General features: G+C 56.4%; 15 protein-coding genes. 3 read left to right on the plus strand and 12 right to left on the minus strand.

Annotated elements, in window-relative coordinates; all coding sequences use genetic code 11:
* Nucleotides 1–60 precede the first annotated feature (60 nt).
* Both tkt and tal read left to right on the plus strand, forming a co-directional pair.
* Nucleotides 61–2160 (plus strand): transketolase, encoded by a 2100-nt coding sequence (tkt, locus tag OZX73_RS04620; RefSeq protein WP_277147989.1) that lies wholly within the window; start codon nucleotides 61–63, stop codon nucleotides 2158–2160.
* 129 nt (nucleotides 2161–2289) lie between these two features.
* Nucleotides 2290–3393 carry a transaldolase gene (gene tal / locus OZX73_RS04625; protein WP_277147991.1) on the plus strand — a complete coding sequence of 368 codons (1104 nt, stop codon included), beginning with the start codon at nucleotides 2290–2292 and terminating at the stop codon, nucleotides 3391–3393.
* Nucleotides 3394–3546: 153 nt separating this feature from the next.
* Here tal and OZX73_RS04630 read toward each other — a convergent pair whose 3' ends face one another.
* Complete coding sequence (locus tag OZX73_RS04630) at nucleotides 3547–4344, minus strand: alpha/beta hydrolase (RefSeq protein ID WP_277147993.1); 798 nt, start codon at nucleotides 4342–4344, stop codon at nucleotides 3547–3549.
* Between the two features lie 1346 nt (nucleotides 4345–5690).
* On the opposite strand from OZX73_RS04630, the gene OZX73_RS04635 reads away from it, so the two are divergent.
* Nucleotides 5691–6821 (plus strand): IS1249 family transposase, encoded by a 1131-nt coding sequence (locus OZX73_RS04635; protein WP_277147995.1) that lies wholly within the window; start codon nucleotides 5691–5693, stop codon nucleotides 6819–6821.
* Here OZX73_RS04635 and OZX73_RS04640 read toward each other — a convergent pair.
* The 11 genes from OZX73_RS04640 to uvrC all read right to left on the minus strand — a co-directional run bounded on the left by OZX73_RS04640 (nucleotide 6818) and on the right by uvrC (nucleotide 20271).
* Nucleotides 6818–7450 (minus strand): C39 family peptidase, encoded by a 633-nt coding sequence (locus tag OZX73_RS04640; RefSeq protein WP_277147997.1) that lies wholly within the window; start codon nucleotides 7448–7450, stop codon nucleotides 6818–6820. The two genes, OZX73_RS04635 and OZX73_RS04640, sit on opposite strands and share 4 nt — an antisense overlap.
* Before the next feature lie 67 nt (nucleotides 7451–7517).
* Nucleotides 7518–8402 carry a hypothetical protein gene (locus OZX73_RS04645; protein ID WP_277147999.1) on the minus strand — a complete coding sequence of 295 codons (885 nt, stop codon included), beginning with the start codon at nucleotides 8400–8402 and terminating at the stop codon, nucleotides 7518–7520.
* Nucleotides 8403–8917: 515 nt separating this feature from the next.
* Entirely contained in the window at nucleotides 8918–9799 is an 882-nt protein-coding gene (locus OZX73_RS04650) for an HAD hydrolase family protein (RefSeq protein ID WP_277148001.1), read from the minus strand.
* Between the two features lie 81 nt (nucleotides 9800–9880).
* Entirely contained in the window at nucleotides 9881–10132 is a 252-nt protein-coding gene (gene secG / locus OZX73_RS04655; protein ID WP_277148003.1) for a preprotein translocase subunit SecG, read from the minus strand.
* Between the two features lie 75 nt (nucleotides 10133–10207).
* Entirely contained in the window at nucleotides 10208–11011 is an 804-nt protein-coding gene (gene tpiA, locus OZX73_RS04660; protein WP_277148006.1) for a triose-phosphate isomerase, read from the minus strand.
* A gap of 199 nt (nucleotides 11012–11210) precedes the next feature.
* Nucleotides 11211–12416 carry a phosphoglycerate kinase gene (locus tag OZX73_RS04665; RefSeq protein WP_277148008.1) on the minus strand — a complete coding sequence of 402 codons (1206 nt, stop codon included), beginning with the start codon at nucleotides 12414–12416 and terminating at the stop codon, nucleotides 11211–11213.
* A 250-nt stretch (nucleotides 12417–12666) separates the two neighbouring features.
* Nucleotides 12667–13620, minus strand: coding sequence for a DNA-binding protein WhiA (gene whiA, locus OZX73_RS04670; RefSeq protein ID WP_277148010.1), 954 nt, complete (start codon nucleotides 13618–13620; stop codon nucleotides 12667–12669).
* 206 nt (nucleotides 13621–13826) lie between these two features.
* A complete protein-coding gene (gene rapZ / locus OZX73_RS04675; RefSeq protein ID WP_277150928.1) occupies nucleotides 13827–14768 on the minus strand; it encodes an RNase adapter RapZ in 942 nt (313 codons plus the stop codon).
* A 38-nt stretch (nucleotides 14769–14806) separates the two neighbouring features.
* Entirely contained in the window at nucleotides 14807–15772 is a 966-nt protein-coding gene (locus tag OZX73_RS04680; RefSeq protein ID WP_277148012.1) for a shikimate dehydrogenase, read from the minus strand.
* 195 nt (nucleotides 15773–15967) lie between these two features.
* Nucleotides 15968–17431 (minus strand): PrsW family glutamic-type intramembrane protease, encoded by a 1464-nt coding sequence (locus OZX73_RS04685; protein ID WP_277148014.1) that lies wholly within the window; start codon nucleotides 17429–17431, stop codon nucleotides 15968–15970.
* 185 nt (nucleotides 17432–17616) lie between these two features.
* The gene (gene uvrC / locus OZX73_RS04690; RefSeq protein ID WP_348519473.1) at nucleotides 17617–20271 is read right to left on the minus strand and encodes an excinuclease ABC subunit UvrC; all 2655 of its coding nucleotides are present in this window, start codon (nucleotides 20269–20271) and stop codon (nucleotides 17617–17619) included.
* Nucleotides 20272–20281 lie beyond the last annotated feature (10 nt).

Here is a 20281-nt window from a genome sequence, read left to right on the forward strand (position 1 = left end):
ATGCGTCGCGGAATAAGCCGCGTTGGCAGCATCCGGAATATTGGAAGGAAAGTAAAACCTATGACCGATTTCACTTGGTCGGATTTGGACGAGCGCGCCGTCAAGATGGCGAAGGTGCTCTCCGCAGACGCGGTTGAGCGTGCTGGCAGTGGCCACCCGGGCTCCCCTATCTCACTGGCGCCCATCGCGTACACGCTTTATCAGCATTACATCAAGCATGATCCCAACGATCCCCACTGGGACGGCCGTGATCGTTTCATCCTCTCCGGCGGACACGCGTCGCTGACGCAGTACGTCCAGCTCTACTTCTCGGGCTACGGCCTGACGATTGATGACCTCAAATACTTCCGCGGCGGCGCCGACACGCGCACGCCCGGCCATCCCGAGGTCAACCTAACCCCAGGCATCGAAATGACCACCGGCCCGCTCGGCCAAGGCCTTGCCTCGGCTGTCGGCTTCGCTTATGGCCAGCGCTTCGAGCGTGGCCTGCTCGATCCGAACGCCCCCGCCGGCACCTCGCCGTTCGACCATAAGGTCTGGGTCATCTGCGGTGAAGGCGACGTCGAGGAAGGCGTCTCTTCGGAGGCCTCCTCGCTCGCCGGCAACGAACGTCTCGGCAATTTGACCGTGATCTTCGACGCCAACCACATCCAAATCGAAGGTGACACCAAGCTCACCTTCTCCGAGGACATCCTCAAGCGCTATGAGGCCTACGGCTGGTACACCGACGAAGTCAGCTTCGTCCAGCCCGACGGCTCCTACAAGGAAGACACCGCAGCTCTCGCCGCGGCGCTTGACAAGGCCGAGCAGGTCACCGACCGCCCGAAGTTCATCAAGGTCGACACCCTGATGGCCTGGCCGACCCCCGGCAAGACCAACAACGAATCCGCCCACGGCTCCAAGCTGGGTCCGGAAGCCGTTGCAGGACTCAAGAAGGTCCTCGGCTTCGATCCATCCGTCGACTTCCCTGTTGATGAAGAAGCCCTCGCCCACGCCCGCAAGGTCGCCGACCGCGGCCTCGAGGCACACAAGGAATGGGACGAGAAGCTCGCCGCCTGGCGCAAGGCCAACCCCGAGCAGTCCAAGCTCTATGACCGCCTCAAGGCCCATGAGCTTCCTGAAGGCTTCGACGAGGCCATCGACGAGCTCGAGAAGAGCTTCGCCGCCGGCGACCAGGCCGCGACCCGCAAGTCCTCCGGTCAGGTCCTGAACGCCATCGCCAAGGTCATGCCGGAACTGTGGGGCGGCTCAGCCGACCTCGCCGGCTCCAACAAGACCGACATAGACGGCGCCGAGACCTTCGGTCCCAAGTCCGACGAGACCCGCACCTGGCCCAAGGCCAGCGAGTACGGCCGCCAGCTGCACTTCGGCGTTCGCGAGTTCGCCATGGGCGCCATCACCAATGGCATCCTGCTGGGCAGCGACACCCGTCCTTACGGCGGCACGTTCTTCCAGTTCTCCGATTATGAGCGTCCCGCGGTCCGTCTCGCGGCCCTCATGAAGATTCCGAACCTCTACGTCTGGAGCCACGATTCCGTGGCGCTCGGCGAAGACGGCCCGACCCACCAGCCCATCGAGCATCTCGCGGCCTTCCGCGCCATCTCCGATATGGAAGTCGTACGTCCCGCCGATGAGTTCGAGACCGCCGAGGCCTATCGTTACTTCTTCGAGAAGAAGAACACCCTGCCGACCGCGATCATCCTCACCCGTCAGGGTGTGCCGACGCTCGCCGAAACCGCCGAGAAGGCACGTGACGGCGTCCGTAAGGGTGCTTACATCCTTGTCGACACCGATGGCGAGCCTGATGTCATCATCATGGCCACCGGTTCCGAGGTCCAGTGGGCCGTCGAGGGCGCCAAGACCCTCAAGGCCAAGGGCATCAAGGCCCGCGTGGTCTCCATGCCGTCCATGGAATGGTTCGAGGAGCAGGACGACGATTACAAGGAAGCCGTGCTTCCGAAGTCCGTTAAGGCCCGCGTCTCCATCGAAGCCGGCATCGCCCAGCCTTGGTACAAGTACCTCGGCAGCTACGGCAAGCCGATCTCCATCGAGCGTTTCGGCCTGCAGGGCGACGGCGCTCAGAACATGATCGACCTTGGCATCACCGCCGAACACGTCGTCGAAGCCGCCGAGGCCTCGATCGAAGAGGCGCGTGCCTGAGGTCTGACCCCACTCTTCAACAATCAATGAGCGATGCGGCCATTCGCGAGATTTCGCAAGAACCGCGGGTGGCCGCATCGTCGTATAAAAAGACTTCCAACACCAACGTTGGAATAAGGAGATAAAGATATGACAGAAGCAACGCAGCGTACCAGCGATTCCGGTGTTTCGATCTGGCTTGACGACCTTGATCGCAACCGCATCACCTCCGGCAATCTGCAGGAACTCATCAAGGACAAGAACGTCGTCGGTGTGACCACCAACCCCTCCATCTTCCAGAAGGCCCTGGCACAGGTCGGACCTTATGACGAACAGCTCAAGCAGCTCGGCAAGATCAACGTCGAAGACGCCGTCCGCGAACTGACCACCACCGATGTGCGCAACGCCACCGACATCTTCCGCGAAGTCGCCGAGAAGACCGATTACGTCGACGGCCGCGTGTCCATCGAAGTCGATCCCCGTCTGGCACACGACACCGAGAACACCGAGAAGCAGGCCGAACTGCTGTGGAAGATGGTCGATCGCCCGAATGCTTTGATCAAGATCCCGGCAACACTGGAAGGCCTGCCCGCCATCACTGCCACGCTCGCCAAGGGCATCTCCGTCAACGTGACGCTGATCTTCTCGCTCGAGCGCTACAACCAGGTCATGGACGCCTTCATCGAAGGCATGGAACAGGCCGCCAAGAACGGTCACGATCTGAGCAAGATGGCTTCCGTGGGCTCGTTCTTCGTTTCCCGCGTTGACACCGCCGTGGACAAGCTGCTCGAAGCCAACGGCTCGCCTGAGGCCAAGGCTCTGGAAGGCAAGGCCGCTGTGGCCAACGCCCGCCTCGCCTACAAGATGTGGCAGGAGAAGTTCGCCAACGATCCTCGCTGGCCAGCGCTTGAGGCCAAGGGCGCCAAGAAGCAGCGTCCGCTGTGGGCTTCCACCGGCACCAAGAACCCGGCTTACTCCGACTGCAAGTATGTTGACGAGCTCGTCGCTCCCGACATCGTCAACACCATGCCGGCCAAGACGCTTGACGCCCTCGCCGATCACGGTGACGGCCGTCCGAGCATCGAAGGCACATACGAGGAGAGCCAGGCCATCATGGACAAGCTCGCCGCGCTCGGCATCAACATCAAGGATGTCACCGACCAGCTCGAAGCCGAAGGCGTCGCTAAGTTCATCGCCTCCTGGGATTCGGTCCTCTCCGACACCCAGGCCGGCATCGACCGCGTCAACGGCTGATTTCCTTTAAAGGGTAGTCGTAGAACCCGGAGATATACGTTATTGTGGACGCTCCTTGGCCGCTCGGCCGTGTCTTACGCCACAACAACGCATATCTCCGGGTTCTACTTATGCCAAAGGAGCTTTTACTGCCAGCGAATATAAAAAACGATACTAACTCAATAGCTTGGAGGACCACTCAGCGAGGAGGGGTTTTATGGCTTCGGGCTGGTCGATGTGGATGTTGTGACCGGCCGGGTCGATGACCTTGTAGACGGCGTTGGGATAGTGCGGAAGCAGGGCCTTTTGATCTTCGTAACCTACGACCTGATCCTCTTTACCGGCGACAATCAATGTGGGGCCTGTGTAGGTTCCCAAGCGCTGTTCTGGGTCGCCGTCGAGCCAGTAGCGCTGGCCTAGTTTGGCGTTGGCATCGCGGTCGCATAGTTTGGTTCCGGGGAGGATGTAACGCTGGTAACGGCGCCAAGCGTCGAAGGACTGGTTGACGCCCATGGTGACGAAATCAATGACTTTGTCTTGTGGAAGATTATGGGTCAAGTCGGGATTGGCATTGCTGATGACATGCTCAGCCAGATGACGATGCGAAATCACCGGGTCGACTACGCTGGCAATCAAGGCCACACCTGCCACCCGTTTTGGTTCACGTGAAAGTGTATCACGAACCAATGCCCCACCCATCGAATTGCCTAGCAAGGCAAAGCGCCTGCTGCCACCAACCAATTCGTTCACGGCATTCGTGAACCATTCTGCAAGCTCAGGAAGTCCTCCAATACCCTGCAAAGCCGGAGTCTGACCGTATCCCGGTAAATCCATATAAATGCGTTGCGTGCCCTCAGGAAACGCGTCGTCAAGCATAATCAGCGAACGATGGTCAACTCCCATGCCGTGGGCGATAATGATGGGCAGCCCCTCCCCTTTAACAACCGTATACGCTTCAGGCTGCGTGACCATGTGATTGCTACTTCCATTAAAAATTTTCAGCGTTCACGCTGTTCTAAAAAGCGCGGAAGCCGGGCCCCATGAAACACAGGGACATCCGGCTTCTGCTTCCAGACCCTCAGCGAGGGAAAAGCATGAATATATTATAACTCACACAGTTGGTTATACCAAATATTTCTCTTTCTTCACTCAGGGCATATAAAGACGAACTGTCACAGCGATATTGAAAAACGCTCTAAATCATTGACGACAAGCCGTTCCGATTCGCATCCCTCTGATGCACCTAGAATCTGATCCGGCAACCACAGTCTGGAATCCGACCCTCCAGGTAATAATTCATAACGGAGCGCTCTCACGAATTATTTTGCATGCAGAGTCTGAATGAAACGTAGCTCATTATGGTCTTGTTTGACGTTTCGTGATTCCATGAAAAGGTGAGTCACTCCATATTGGATTTCCAGTATTGGAAGCAGCGTTTTAAGGCATTTTCTTCGCGCACGTTCCGGCCTCATGGTTTTAAGCAAAGGTTCCGCTGAAATTGAAACATGATGAAGCTTGAGTTCGTTGATCAATGAGATAGATTTTTCATGCTCTCGAGAGTCCATATCATACCAATGGACCTTTTTGCCTTTCAATAACTTGGCTTTTTTAAAATTGAGAACGAATCATCGACTCGTCAAGATTACATATCGACACACCAATAACATATCTGGACGGTCTGGTGTCCTGTGTACGGATGCTTTCATCTCCCCACGCAATTCGTTCCTTTATTGCCATTCGGTCCTCCGCATCGTTGCATTCTCAAGGAAAAAACTGTAGTAGATCGTCAAAAAGTTTCACTTCTCTCCAATTTCAGCAGGCTTCCATCCCGTGCCCGCATATTGCGCTCCAGCTCGTCAAGACTGGTCACCAAATGTGAGTGGAAATCCTTGCCGCTGGGAATTTCTCGTCAGACTGGTCCATGGCGATAAAGGTGTCAATGTTACTGTTATCAATGACCAAATGCCCTCCCTCGGATAACATCATCTCCTTCCACGCTCCCGAAAAACATGTATTTCAACCTGTAACGCCTAATATAGCATCAACTGCAAGCCAAACCGAGAATCTTGATATCAAGGTCTCAAGATTCAACCGTTACTCAAATTTTGAGGGCAGTCAGAGAAAACAAAACCGGGGATACTGGCCAGAATGTGTGTCTGTTTTGGGGTGTGAGGTGTTGTCCCGCATGGCCTGACTGGTGTTTGTGATACGGGGGCGGCGATCTCGGGGTCGGCCAGAATGTGTGTCCGATATCGGGCCGGAGACGTTGCGGCGCAAGGGCTCGCCGGTGTTTGAGATGCCGTGGTTGCATAAGGGGCATGAGAGAACCCTTGTGCGCCGCGTGCGGCGGGAAGATGAAAAGGAACGGGACGACCAGCGCGGGCAGGGCCCGTTGGAGGTGCGTGGGATGCGGCGCGTCGCGCACGCAGGGGCACGACCGCGGGGCCATCGACCTGAAGGCGGGCCTGGACTGGCTGTTCTCCAAACGGTCGCAGGCGGAGTCGGCGGTGCCGGACCGCACGCAGCGCCGGCGCAACCTGACGATGTGGTCGCTGAACCCGCCCACGCCCCTGCCCGCACAGCGGTACGACGTGGTGCACGCCGACGGGATCTGGCTGCACCGGCGGGCCGTCGTCCTGATCGCCATCGCCGGCGGCCATGTGGCCGGCTGGCACGTCGCCCGCAGCGAGAACGGCCGGGCGTGGGCGGCGCTCATGCGCCAGATCCGGGCTCCCAAAGTGCTGGTCTGCGACGGCGGCAACGGCATCGGCAAGGCCATGCGCGCCGTCTGGCCCGGCACCAAAATGCAGCGCTGCCTGTTCCACATCTGCATGAACATCACCACGCTCACCGGCAAGCGGCCCAAGCTCCAGGCCGGCAAGGAGCTGCTCAAGCTGGCCCAACGGCTCAGCCGCGTCAAAAGCGAGGCGATGATGCGCGACTGGCTCGTGGGCTACAACCAGTGGGAACAGGACTACAAGGATTTCCTCGACGAGAAGAGCAGATACGCCGACGGCAGCCTCAACGACGCCCACCAGAGGCTGGCGCGCGCCCGCACCATGATCCGGCGGCGCATCTCCGAACACGTCATGGACACGTTCATCACCATGCAGGAGGAGTGCGCCGAGCCGGTCCCGCCGGACAACAACCTGTGCGAGTCATGGAACCGGCAACTGCGCGACATGCTCCGCGAGCACAACGGCCTGCCCCTCATCCGCGAGATCAAGGCCATCTGCTGGTGGTGCCACATGCACACCGAACACCCCGAAAGCCCGGCATGGCTCGCCCGCCACTGCCTCACCGACCAACAGGTCGAACAGCTCAGCCAACAGGCATGGCAGCGCTCCCCGGAAGGCAGGCTCGCCACCACCGGAGAACCCACCTGGGGCACCGGCATCGACTGGGACGAGTTCCACACCCCGACCCGATACCCCAACCAGGCCGACTAAAAACCAAAACCACCAGAAGACACACAATTTGGCCGGTATCCCCAAAACCGGACCCATGAAATACATGGATATCCGGTTTGAACTTTGTATATTTGCATGAACATTCGTTCGGGAATTTTCAATATCGTTTCGATCAGACTCTGCCGATAAACTGCGGTCGTGGCGTCGTTCATTTGTCTAATAAGTTTAGCCGGTTTATATGAGCGATTATGGTCCAGATGACCGCGAGTAAAGGCTGAATCAAAGACCAACCACCGACCGCGTTTAGTTCGACCGCGAATACCAATGCTGTGACCGTAGTCGGTAAATGGCGGATGACCGTGTCCACATGTCCAAATTAAGCCACCAGAATCGAGAATCTGATTAATTATACTAACGTCATTAGGAACACGGTGAACATCAATTGGATATTGATATGATAATCGCTCAGCTAGGTCATGATAACAACCGTGGCCTGTACAAGCATCGGGTACTTTAGTAGCTACCTTGTCGGCAGCAATTGGTCGATCTAATAGATAGGTTAATATCATCGCCATTGATGATGGGCCGCAGCCACTATCTGTAATTGGGTATTGACCGAATAGTTTATTTGCCCATCGTGGGTCATTCTGTCGATAGTAGACTAACATTAAAATCTATTATATCTAAAAATATCCTAACTGCAAAATACAAATGGTATATTATACTATCGGCGAACTATTTATTTACTAGCTCATCGATGACGATTTTTTCGGCCTCCTTGGGCGTTGGAAAGTAATCAGATTTTGTCTTATGTAGACCGTTATTGTTTGAAGAATGGTTTTGCTTCATATAATCTATGTCAAATTCATCACTATCATGATGAGTGCGTACAATTACTGTACCGCTAGTAGTATTACCATTAAATTCGCAATCAATATCTATACCATCATGACTAACTTCATAGTCACTATCTATTGTGCATTCGTGATATCCAATTTCTTTTGCATGCATATTTATAAGTTTATCCAAATCTTCCCGATCTTGAATGCCAGCTTCGCCAACGGTTTTATAGCCAAGCTCTTTAGCTATATCACTAGCGTAAATACCTTTTTGCCTATCGTCTTTATTTTGCTTATTGTCGGGCTGCTGCGGTTTGGCCGTTGGCTTATTAGCGTTATGCTCAGGTGCTGGGGCTGAATTAGACTGACTCTGCTCTGGTCCTTTGTTTGAGGTCTTGCTATTCCCAAAATAGGCACCTGCTAGAATCACAGCACCTGTTGCGAACGTTGCAATTCCGCCAATGACTAAGCCTTTATGTGACTTTTTGGGCTTATCTTTTTCGGCATCCTTTTTATCCTTGATGCTATTTTTGCTGTCATTCTGGTTATTATCTGTTTTCTTATCTTTGTTGTCATCTGATTCAACTTTTGAGTCAGCTGTTTCTTTTTTAGTCTTGTTGTCAGGTCGTGGTGGCAGGTCTGGTTTTACTGTGTTGTTGACCTTTATGCTAGTGGTCTCCTGAGCTAAATCAGCTAATGATGAATCTCCATTAGGCTGAGAGTTGTCGTAGCTCCAATCCTGCTTGTTTACGTTGTCGTTATCTACTGGACTCTTTTCCATAGACTGTATCCTTTCCCATAATATGTGATAATTAATTTAAACCTAAACACACAATAGATTTGGTATTACTTTTCATTCAAATACAGAGCAAAAAAATAAAGGCTTTGTCGTTCCACTGTCTATTGAGAAACCTATATGTTGTCATCAACGAAACACCTTTCGCCACCATTGCTGAGAAGCATTCCTCTCAAGTCTTTTATCGTCTGCATTGAACGTCGTACATGATGGTATCCTACACAAGAGGTCAGTTTGACGCAACCACTATGCCAAACAAAATATGGCTCATAACCCGACTTCTAACATAGTTAAAAAAGACAGAAGCTGGGTCCTGTAAAACTTGAGAAACATCCGGCTTCTACTTCCAGACCCTCAGCGAGGGAAAGGCATAAATATAGATATTATCCGACAATGAGGTTTAGACCAAATGCGAATCGATTTTCAGCGTCAGAAGTATGCTTTCGTTCGGTGTTTGTCGAAGATTAATAAAGAATTGTTGCGAACCAATCAAAACCTAATTACAAATGCTCTTCAATCCATTGGGCCACACCGTCATCGTTGTTTGATGGGCAGATTTCGTTGGCAATGGCTTTGACCTCGGGCTTGGCGTTGGACACGGCCACGCCACAACCCGCGTGTTCCAACACATCCATATCAATCAAGTCGTCGCCAAACGCAATGGTGTCGCTAGGCGAAATTCCGAAACATTGGCAAGCCAAGTTCATCCCGTTCAACTTCGTGGCTTTCGGATTCATCAACAGCCAGAGGACATCTTCGGAAATCAGCAGGGCCATATCGTCCGGTATCAAAGCTCTTACTTCTTCCTTTTGCACGTCCGTGGGAAACATCATGATCTTTTCGGCTATTCCAGACGGCATATCACTGAAATCGGTTAACTGGTACTCCTGCGAAGGCCAGATGTCGGTCAAAGCGAAATTGGTATAACGGGTGTCATTGAGCTCGATGCCTATCCGAAGATCCGGAATCTTGGCCAACAACCGGAGACAGATTTCCACACAACGCTCAACAGGGACGCCGAACCTCAGGATGTTGCCATTCGTGGTGTTTTGATCGTCACCCAACTCCTGCAACGACGAATATTGGGCGTCAAGATCGACGACACCACCGTTGTGATACGCGCACGCCGAAGCGCCTAGACGATTAACCAAATCGAACGCGGTCAGTGGCGGCCTGGCCGTAGCCACCATCACCGCGTTACCGGCCTTCCTGGCCGCGGCGAAAGCCTGCTCGCTACGTTCAGACAACCAGCGTCCGTCATAGTCATCTCCACGCAGCACGGTCAGATCCAAATCGACCACGAGCAGTTTGTCCCCAGTCGATAGGTCAATATCGGTCATATTGGTTCCTTGATGAAAATCAGATGAAAAAGCCGCGAACAATCAACATATACTCCGCAACCACACAAAAAATGCGTTTCATGAAATTTCTCATGAAACGCATTCTACGAAATATCTAAATGATCACTTGAACAGGTTGAACTTGGTCATCAGGCCCAGAGCGATGATGATGGCGACCCAGAGGAGGGCAATGATGATCGTCCAACGGTTCAGGTTCTTTTCCGCGACGCCGGAGGTGCCCGCGTTCTGGGTGAGGCCGCCGCCGAACATGTCGGAGAGGCCGCCGCCCTTGCCCTTGTGCATGAGAATCAGCAACGTCAACAGGATGCTGAAGATAACAAGGATGATTTGCAGAACCAGCTTGACGATTGCCATTGTCGACACAGTTGAACCTCCAGTTCGAAACACTAGTTATTCAGTATAACGCAAAGTGCGGAAAATGTCCGATTGTCAACGGGAGGCAGTCACGGTTTTCAACGTGAGCCTGCAGATCCTGGCCAGTTCCTCCGCGTCAAGGGAGGCGCCGCCGATGAGGAACCCGTCAACGTCTGGCTGGCTGATGAGTTCGACCGCGTTCTTCGAGGTCACGGAACCGCCGTAAAGGATGCGAACCGCGTCGGAGACCTTGCTGCCGAAGGTCTGATGGAGATCGGTGCGGATGGCCTTGGCCGCGTCCTGGGCGCTTTCAGGGGTCGCCACCAGGCCGGTGCCGATGGCCCAGACCGGTTCGTAGGCGATGACCAGCTTGGCGGCCTCCTCGTCCGAAAGGTCGCGGGTGACGTCATGGACCTGGCCGACGGCGTAATCGAGCTCGATGCCCTTGCGGCGCTCCTCCATGCTCTCGCCCACGCACAGGATCGGCTGCATGCCGGCGGTCAGGACGGCCCGCACCTGGTCGACGATGTTGGCGTCGTCCTCGGGATGGTACTTGCGGCGCTCGGAGTGGCCGACGATGACGTATTTGCAACCAAGCTGGGCGAGCATATCGGCGGAGACATCGCCGGTGAAGGCTCCCTGATTGGTCACGGAAACAGTTTGGGCGCCGTAATTGATTTTGAGGTGGTCGGCGTCCACCAACACCTGGATGCTGCGAAGCGAGGTGAATGAGGGCATCAGCGCGACCTCACAGCGTTTGTAGTCGAAATGGGCGTCACGCAGGAGCCAGGCGAGTTTCTGCACGAAATATGTGGCTTCGAGATGATCGAAATTCATCTTCCAGTTGCCAGCCACCAACGGAATACGCGCAGAGGACATTACTTTCCTTCCATTCACTACGGAGCTTGAGTCCATGGACCAAGGCCTGACATGACCATCTGTCGACGGCCATGAAGGGCCTCAAGTCAAAAAGAATGCGGACATACCAAACGGCATGTCCGCAAACATTCCTGTTAGTAGTGTAGCGCACCTCGGCTACTCAACTCCGAAGCGCTGCACTACCAACAATCTCGTATGATTACTCAAGCACCTTGAGTCCAGGAAGGGTCTTGCCCTCGAGGAACTCGAGGGAGGCGCCGCCACCGGTGGAGATGTGCGAGAAGCCATCCTCCGGGAAGCCGAGGTTGCGCACCGCGGACGCGGAGTCGCCGCCGCCGACGATGGTGAAGGCACCCTTGGCCGTGGCGTCGACCATGCCCTGGGCGACTGCCTTCGTGCCGGCCTGGAACTGCTCGACTTCGAACACACCAGCAGGACCGTTCCACACGACCGTCTTGGAGTCGACAATCTTGTCGTGGAAGAGCTTCTGGGTCTTCGGGCCGATGTCAAGACCCATCATGTCGGAAGGAATCTTGTCGGCGTCGACAACCTTGGGGTCTACGGGCGTATTGCCGTCCGGGAAGCCCTTGTTGACCACGACGTCTACGGGGAGAATGAGCTCGACGCCGTTCTTCTTGGCCTCTTCCATGTAGCCCTTGACGGTCTCGATCTGGTCCTTCTCGAGCAGGGAGGTGCCGACCTCGTAGCCCTTGGCCGCGAGGAACGTGTAAGCCATGCCGCCGCCAATGAGGAGGCGATCGGCCTTCTTCAGCAGGTTCTCGATGACACCGAGCTTGTCAGAGACCTTCGAGCCGCCGAGCACGACGGTGAACGGACGCTCCGGGTTCTCAGTGGCGCGGGACAGCGCCTTGACTTCCTTCTCGATGAGCTTGCCGGCTGCACTCGGCAGATCGGCGGCCACATCGTAGTCGGAACCCTGTGCGCGGTGCACGACGCCGAAGCCGTCGGAGACGAAGACATCGCCCAGAGCGGCGATTTTCTTGGCATAGGCGGCGCGCTCGGCGTCGTCCTTGCTGGTTTCTTCGGGGTTGTAACGGACGTTCTGCAGCAGCACGACGTCGCCGTCCTTCATGGCGGCGACCTTGGCCTGGGCATCTGGGCCGTAAGTGTCCTCAGCCAGCGTCACGTTGACGCCGAGCAGCTCGCCCAGGCGCTTGGCGACAGGCGCCAGCGAAAGCTCGGGAACGACCTTGCCCTTCGGGCGGCCGAGATGGGCCATCAGGATGACCTTCGCGCCATCGGCACGCAGTTCCTTGATCGTCGGCAGAGCGGCGCGGATACGGCCGTCATCGGTGATGGTGGTGCCCTTCAGCGGCACATTGAAATCAGCGCGGACAAGAACCTTCTTGCCTTTCAGATCTCCTAAATCCTTGAGTGTCCTCATTGGTATCCTTTCCTTGAAAAACCACTCCCGGCCGAACTTATCAGCTTTTCGACCGAGAAAAGAGTACAAAGTTGTGACCTATGTCACTTGCCATGGTACATTCCTCGCCCAACAACACAACGGTTTTAGGCAGGGTATAACCCCTAAATACCCTCAAAATTGTGAACGTTAACAGTGTTCATTCAACTAATGAAGAACGCAAATTCGGTTGTCCAAACAGGCTCAGAACAAAATTGATATGAGATTTCGATTATTCGGCTTGCTGCTGCGCCTGAGCCCTTTGTGTCTTGGCGGCCAGCTGGAGCAGGCGGCGGATACGACCGGCGATGGCGTCCTTGGTGATGGGCGGATCGGCCAGGCGCCCAAGCTCCTCCAGGCTCGCGTCGGTGTGCTTGAGTCTCAAATCGCCCGCGGCCTTGAGGTTCTCAGGGATGTCATCACCCAGGATTTCGAAGGCCTGCTTGACCTTCTGGGTCGCCTCGGCGGCGGCCTTGGCGCTGCGGCGCATGTTCGCGTCATCGAAGTTGGCCAGACGGTTCGCTTTGCCCCGGGCCTCGCCGTCGCTGCGCTTTCCTGTCCATTCACGCGCGGAACGTGGGGCGCCCATCAGCATCAGCATCCGTTCGATGGAATCGGAATCCCGAAGCGTGATGCGCTCCGAACTGCGGACCTTGCGCGCCTGGGCCGTGATGCCGAGCCTGCGGGCGGCGCCCTGAAGCGCGGTGACGGTCTCATGCGAAGGGCAGATGATCTCGAGGTAACTTGACTTGCCTGGATCGGAAATCATGCCACGGGCGAGGAACGCACCGCGCCATGCGGCCTTGATCTGGGCGATGTTGCCGCTGACGACCTCAGCTGGCAAACCTTTGACCAAATGCATGCGACGGTCGAGCAAACCGGTCTGCAGGGCCAAAGCGGTGGCCCCGCGCTCGACGAGAAGATCATAACGTTGCACGATGCCATTCGGCGTCTGGCGGGTGACCCTGGTCACTTTAGCTTCGCGCTGAAAATAATGGGAGATGGTCTTTCGCAGCCATTCGGTCGCCTCAAGCGAATCGAATTGTGCACGGATGACGGCCTTGTTGTCAACGGGACGCAGTCCTCCCCCAAACCGCATCATCGTCGCGGCCTGTGCCATCTTCGCGGCCGGCAGATCCGTATCAATGCTTGCCAGCTCGCTTTTGACATCGTTCAGAAGAGCCAAAGCCCAACCTCCTACTTCCCGTTCTTCATATAAGTGTAATTGGTACATTAAACGGAGTCATCTCACGTCATGCCACGGCTATCTGTGATAGCGAATGACTTGGACAAGAATCCATCGTTTTACTTTCTCTTGCCCATTTTTACGTCCATGGCTGGATAACCTTGCGTCCTATGCTTTTGGCGGAACGTTTTCGGGGCTTCTCGCGGTCATTGTCGTGCATGGCGATGCAACTCCCTTGCGGAGACCGTCACCGAAAGCCCATGCGCGCGAAGCCGTTGCGCCAGCTCATTGCCGATGGCGACGGAACGGTGCTGGCCTCCCGTGCAACCGATGGCGATCGTGACGTAATGCTTATCTTCCTGGGCGTAACCTTTGATGGCCACCATGATGGCCTTCTCGTAGGCGTCCAGGAATTCCTTGGCGCTTTCGTTCGAGAGGACGTAATCACTGACGGGTTTGTCCTGACCGGTGAGCTCGCGCAGGCTAGGCACCCAATAGGGATTGGGCAGGAAGCGGACATCGGCGACGAAATCCGCGTCAAGTGGGATGCCGTATTTGAAACCGAAGCTGAAGATGTGCACGGAGACCGTTTTCGCCCCGCTGCCCATCAGGGCCTCGTAAAGCTTCGTCGAAAGCTGGTGGATGCTCAGATTCGAGGTGTCAATGACGGTGTCGGCGTGCTCTTTGAGGTTCGAAAGCAGCTCGCGCTCTTCGCGGATGCCGTCGATGAGACGGTTTCCATGCTGGAGTGGGTGCGGACGACGGACGGACTCGTAACGCCTCACAAGTACCTTGTCGCTGGCGTCGAGGAAAAGGATATGCGTACGCACGCCAAGGTCGTCCAAATGGCTCAGCACCGCCGAAAGATCGTCGAAATAGCTGCGCGAGCGCACGTCGATGACGGCGGCGAGCCGGTGCACCTTCGATCCGGAGGATGTCATCATGTCGACCAAAGGAATAAGGAGTTTCGGAGGCAGGTTATCGACCACATACCAACCCATGTCTTCGACGCAATCCGCTGCGTGGGAACGGCCGGCGCCGCTCATGCCGGTGATGAGCATGACCTCGAATTCCTTGGCGGGCTTGGGCTCATTGTCGGCGGTCTCGGACGATTGGCCGACAGCAGCGGTGGTATGGTTTTTCTCCACCTGGCTGCCGGTGTCCCCCGGGGTTTGTGTTTCCGAACTCACAGTGCCTCCTGTAAGGCGCTTCGCATCGCCTGCTCAAAATCTGCCGTTCCTATGGTATGCGCCCCTGCCGTCATCAGCCTGACCTGAGCGATGGCCTGGTAGAGCAGCATCTCCTCGCCGCCAACAGCCGTTCCGCCGGCACTGCGCCACGCCTGCATGAGCTCGGTCGGACGGGGATCGTAGACCACATCCAGCAAGGTGCGGCCTTCCATATTTTGCGGATTCCCGACGAGGCTTTTCCTCAGCCGTTGCGCTGTTTCGTCGGCTCCGTGGGCCGGTATGGTGTTGATGACGATATCGGCATCGCGAAGCTGAATCGACGCCTCGTCCAGCGGAACCTGTGAATATGCAAGGCCATGACCGTGAGGCGATCCCGCTAATCGCGCCATCGGATCATCCTCGTGCCGATGCCTCGCGCAGACCGTCACTTGGGCGATAGGACCGATATTCGGCACCGCGAGCTCCGTGCAAGCGGCCAACGCCGAAAGCGCGGTGTTGCCATTGCCAAGGATGACGGCTTTGGCTCCTTCATGAGATTCATTCGCCGCTTTATTGATGGAAGTCGTCATAGTCGCAACAGGACCGTCCAACCCCCAGCTATGTGAGAATGCCCGTTCGATGCCCTCGACATCAGTGTTGTAAAGCCTGATATCCGGCTTCGAGAAAGCGTTTTTCCATGAGAAGATGGCGGTGTTGGCCACCCGAAGCGTTTGTGACCACGTATCGTTGGGTACACCATACGGCTGGATCGTCCGCTTCAGCGGCATGGTAAGGCTCAGGCCCGCCCATGATGGGTCCAAGGCTTTCAGAAAGCCATCCAGATCGGCTTCACCCACCTCGACCTTGGTGTAGAGCCAATCCACAAGACCCAACGCGTGATAGGCGGCATTGTGCAGAACGGGAGAAAGGGAGTGCGCTATGGGTTTGCCCAGCACGGCGCAACGGTGCCTCACATCGTTCATCGCTCTCCATTCCTCGTTTCTCATCTCGCTCATTCCTACGGGAACATATCTGATCCTTGGCTCGCCATCATCCCGCCATCATCACCATTGACGGATTACCGGCCGGAAACCGTCTGATTGTCCGCATTCCTGCATGGGACACCAGTTCTGCATGGCGAATGAGCGACAGACACCATGATACAGCCGATTCCGCCTTTATTGTGGATTTCGTCTCGCGGGGAGCACCAACGCCTTGTCCATGGAAATCTCCTTCAAACCAATGGAAATCAAGGGAAGGATGACGGCCCAGCCGGCGATGATCAGCGCGATCAGCTTGTAGTCGCTATAGCTGATGTTCCAATCCCATAAGGTGTGCAAGGCGACGGCGACCCCAAAGAAGACCAAGAACTGCGGCTTCACGAAGCAGGCGGCCGAGAAACGCTTCAGCGCACGTACGGCCAGGACAAGTCCGGCCCCGACCATGGCGGCCCAGATCAAATGGCCGCCGACGGCCGACCATGCCCGTACGAATGCGGTCTTGAGGAATAGGCCGCTGGACTCTTGCACGGCCTGATCGATGATGGCGCCGAAATCCTGCATGGCCGATTTGTCTCCGGACGCCCCGACTTGGATGCCAAAGTAAGCGACGACTTCCAAGATGGGGTCGAGAATGTAACCGGCCGTCTCGATGGCCGCGAAGCCCGCTCCCACCGAAGCGCCGATTAGCAAACCTTGCAATACATTTCGCGCATGGAGTCTATAGACGAAGTAGGCGACGACGGCCATCTTCCCGAGTTCCTCGACGAGGCCGACGGACAACGCGTCGGTCAGGCTGAGGTCGCCGCGGCCGGCCCCTGTGACCTCGTAAAGGACCAAAGTGACCAAGAGCGAGAATATGCCGCCGATGGCGCAGATCTTCATCACCGTGAAGAAGCTGATGTCACGCAGCACGTTCACTTCGAAGAAGAAGACGATGCCGGCGACCGGGACCGCTATGGCCCCGACCATGATGAGGGCGACCAGCGGCTTCTCGTTGTGGAACGAAAGCGTGAGGATACACAGCAAAACGAACGCCAGCACCAGCCACATGAGTACGCGGGAGAACAGCCACGGCTTCACGGCTTCGTTGTTGGCGTCGATGTCGAGGATGTTCGGCGTCGTCCTGGAGGTCCCGCAGGTGAACAGCTCCTCTGCCTGCTGCTTGGTATGCTTCTTGAACACACCGGAGAACAGCGACGAGAGCTTGATGTCGGCGACACCGGCCTCGTCTTCGCCGGCGAACTTGGCCACATAATGCTTGATGGAAATGTTCTGTTTGTCACCGGAAGCGCGTTGTCCGGGCTGGTTGGATTGGAACGGCTGGCGTTGTTGGCCAGGCTGCGTGTATTGTCCCGGATTGGGTTGGCGGCCTTGCGGCGCATAAGGATGCTGGGGATATCGGTAGTTGCCCTGATACGGACCTTGTTGCCCTCGGCCTTGATTTTGAGGCTGGGCTTGGCGACCCATGGAAGGCTGACCAGGCTGTTGGGCGTACGCAGTCGGTTGCGAGAAATGCGGGTTTTGGGTGTTTGGCCCGGATGAATAGGTGTTCGCCGATGGTTGTTGCGAAGACGGAGACGGTGACGAAGGCTGTTGGACGGCCGGCATGGCTGGCGTCGGCTGCGCCTGCTGCCTCGGCACGGCAGGACCTGATACTCCTGTCGTCGACGTCGAGGGCCTGCCTGGATTCGCCGCATGTTGCGGCGCACCACAGTTGGCGCAAAATGCCGCGTCGGGAGGGTTCTGCGACCCACATTTCGGACAGGAACTGGAATTCATGTTTCCACCTTTATCTATCGAAACCAAGCCATACTCGTGCTTCCATCTTACTTGTTCGACGTATCATCCTTGTCAGTGTTCTCGGCTGGATGGAGGGCATTGTATATGGTTTCCGCTTTCTTGTCGCCGATTCCGTTGACGGCTTTGAGATCCTCGACGCTGGCTTTGCGTATGCCCTTCACCGATCCGAAAGCGCGCAGAAGCTTTTTCTGGTAGCTTTCGCCGATGCCCGGGATGTCGTCAAGGGCGGAGCGCAGAGCGCCTTTACGGCGTGACTTGCGATGATAGGTGATGGCGAAGCGGTGGGATTCGTCGCGGACCCGTTGCAGCAAATACATGCCTTCGGACTGGCGTTTGAGGATGAGCGGGTAGTCCTCCCCAGGTATCCAGACCTCTTCAAGTCGCTTGGCCAATCCGCAGACGGCCACATCATTGACGCCGCAGTCCTTCAGGGCCTTGGCCGCGATTTCGACCTGTGGCTTGCCGCCGTCGACCACGATGAGGTTCGGTTTATAGGCGAAGTGACGTGGATGCGTATCCTGCTGGACGACGGCATCAGCGCTGGTCAGGCCATTGGCTTCGGAGTTCGTGCCTTGGTTCGGCGAAGGTTGACTAAGATCATTGTCCGTTCCAGCCAGCCGTTGCGGTTCGCTCTTTGCTGACGACTGGAAGGACATATCGTTGTCTTTTTGAGAAACCTGCACCTCAGCGACGTTTCCCGGCTGAGCCGATTGGCCGCGAGACGCCTCTTCGGCCTGCTCGACGCGTTTCTCGTTGTCCATGCTTTCGCCCGTGTCACCGGCGATATTGCCGTGGCGGAAACGACGGGTTAGAGTCTCGTACATGGCGCTCAGATCGTCAAGTGCGCCCTTGCCGTCCTTGCCGCGGATGGCGAACCGGCGGTATTCGGATTTTTTGGCGATGGCGTCCTCGAAGACCACCATGGAGGCGACCTGGTAGATGCCGCCGATGGTGTTGGAGATATCGTAGCCTTCGATACGCAACGGGGACTCGCTCAATCCCAGCGCCTTGGCCACATCGTTCATCGCCTCTGTTCGGGCGCCGATGTCGCTGATGCGGCTCATCTTGCTGCGCTGCAACGCCTGTTTCGCGTTACTGTTGGCGCGGTCCATCAGCGCCTTTTTCTCACCACGGCTCGGCACACGGATTCTTACCGCTGCCCCACGCAAATCACCAAGCCATTCCTCAAGTTCGCCACACCGAGCGGGCTCTATCGGAACCAACACCTCCCTGGGAACCGGGGAAATCGGTGCCAGCAAATCACTTCTGCCTGTCTGCATCCGACGCTCCCGGCGAATACGCGTCGCTTGGGCACGCGAAAGACTGTCAGTTGCCGTGATGCTTTGGGTCGCGCCCAACGCATCGCGTCGCTCGACAATGTCAACCGCGCTATCTGTGGAGGCCGGAACAGGAGCCGAGCCATCCTCTCGTACCTGGGCATTTGAATCGACGACATTTTTATGAGCATCGGATTCGTCTTGCCGCGTCACGGAATCTTTGGTCACAGCAACGGGCGTACCGGCTTCTGAAGTCGATATGTCCGCTGAGTCCTGCTGTGCCTCCCCATGTTCATCAAGGCCATCCGAATCCTTGGCGACATCGCTGTCCTGTTCCAGCAATTCCTCGCCATTGCTAGGGAGGTTCAACGGCACATTGGCCTGGCTCTCCGTCTCCTCCATCATGTCGGAATAAACCTGCGTGATGAGGTCGGCGATGAGATTGGCGTCATCAATGTCTTCGACACGTTTGACGCTCCAGTTGCGTTCGCCGCGGATGGAGCCGGAACGGACGAAGAACGCATGGACCGAGGCTTCAAGTTCGTCGGATTCCAAGCCGAACACGTCGGCATCCACATCCTGATCAAAAACGACTGCATTCTGCTCAGACACAGTTTTGAGCATGGAAATCTGGTCGCGCAGGCGTGCGGCCTTCTCGAATTCCATGTCGTCGCTGGCCTGCTTCATTTCCTTGGTCAGCCCGGCTATGAACGAAGTGCCATAACGGCCCGTAAGCACACCGACCAGCCGTTCGCACATGCGGCGGTGGTCTTCCTCGCTGATTCGGCCGACGCAAGGCGCCGAGCATTTGCCGATGGAAGCGAGCAGGCATGGCCGATCAGTCATGTGGGCGCGATTGAACACGTTCTTGCTGCAGGTTCGCACGGGGAACGCTCTGAGCAACCTGTCGAGGCTTTTCCGAAGATCCCATGCTTTTGCGTAAGGGCCGAAATATCTGGTGTCAAGACGTTTACGGTTGCGCGTGACCCATACTCTCGGATATTTTTCGCCGAGAGAGACCGCTAGATATGGATAGGTCTTATCATCGCGGAACACGACGTTGAATCGTGGGTCGAATTCCTTAATCCACGTGTATTCGAGGGTGAGCGCCTCGAGTTCGGTGCCGACCACCGTCCATTCGAGGCTGCGGGCGGTCAGCACCATGTTCTGCGTGCGTGGGTGCAGGTCGCTCAACGGCTGGAAATAGTTGGTGAGGCGGTTGCGCAGGTTCTTGGCCTTGCCGACATAGATGACCCTGCCGTCGCCATCGCGCCATTTGTAGACGCCCGGATCGGTGGGAATGTCGCCGGTTGCAGGGCGGAACAGGTCGCGGGTGTCCCCCAGCTTGCGCGTCGTCTTGCGCCAGCCGGTGCTGTCACCGCTCTTTTGCCCGTCCGTCGTTATCGCCATTGCC

Source organism: Bifidobacterium sp. ESL0775 (assembly GCF_029395475.1).
GTDB lineage: Bacteria > Actinomycetota > Actinomycetes > Actinomycetales > Bifidobacteriaceae > Bifidobacterium.

Excerpts from the sequence above, each read along its gene's own strand:
- tkt (WP_277147989.1), top strand. The coding sequence starts at position 61 with ATGACCGATTTCACTTGGTCGGATTTGGACGAGCGCGCCGTCAAGATG.
- tal (WP_277147991.1), top strand. The coding sequence starts at position 2,290 with ATGACAGAAGCAACGCAGCGTACCAGCGATTCCGGTGTTTCGATCTGG.
- OZX73_RS04630 (WP_277147993.1), bottom strand. The coding sequence starts at position 4,344 with ATGGTCACGCAGCCTGAAGCGTATACGGTTGTTAAAGGGGAGGGGCTG.
- OZX73_RS04635 (WP_277147995.1), top strand. The coding sequence starts at position 5,691 with ATGAGAGAACCCTTGTGCGCCGCGTGCGGCGGGAAGATGAAAAGGAAC.
- OZX73_RS04640 (WP_277147997.1), bottom strand. The coding sequence starts at position 7,450 with ATGTTAGTCTACTATCGACAGAATGACCCACGATGGGCAAATAAACTA.
- OZX73_RS04645 (WP_277147999.1), bottom strand. The coding sequence starts at position 8,402 with ATGGAAAAGAGTCCAGTAGATAACGACAACGTAAACAAGCAGGATTGG.
- secG (WP_277148003.1), bottom strand. The coding sequence starts at position 10,132 with ATGGCAATCGTCAAGCTGGTTCTGCAAATCATCCTTGTTATCTTCAGC.
- tpiA (WP_277148006.1), bottom strand. The coding sequence starts at position 11,011 with ATGTCCTCTGCGCGTATTCCGTTGGTGGCTGGCAACTGGAAGATGAAT.
- OZX73_RS04665 (WP_277148008.1), bottom strand. The coding sequence starts at position 12,416 with ATGAGGACACTCAAGGATTTAGGAGATCTGAAAGGCAAGAAGGTTCTT.
- OZX73_RS04680 (WP_277148012.1), bottom strand. The coding sequence starts at position 15,772 with ATGAACGATGTGAGGCACCGTTGCGCCGTGCTGGGCAAACCCATAGCG.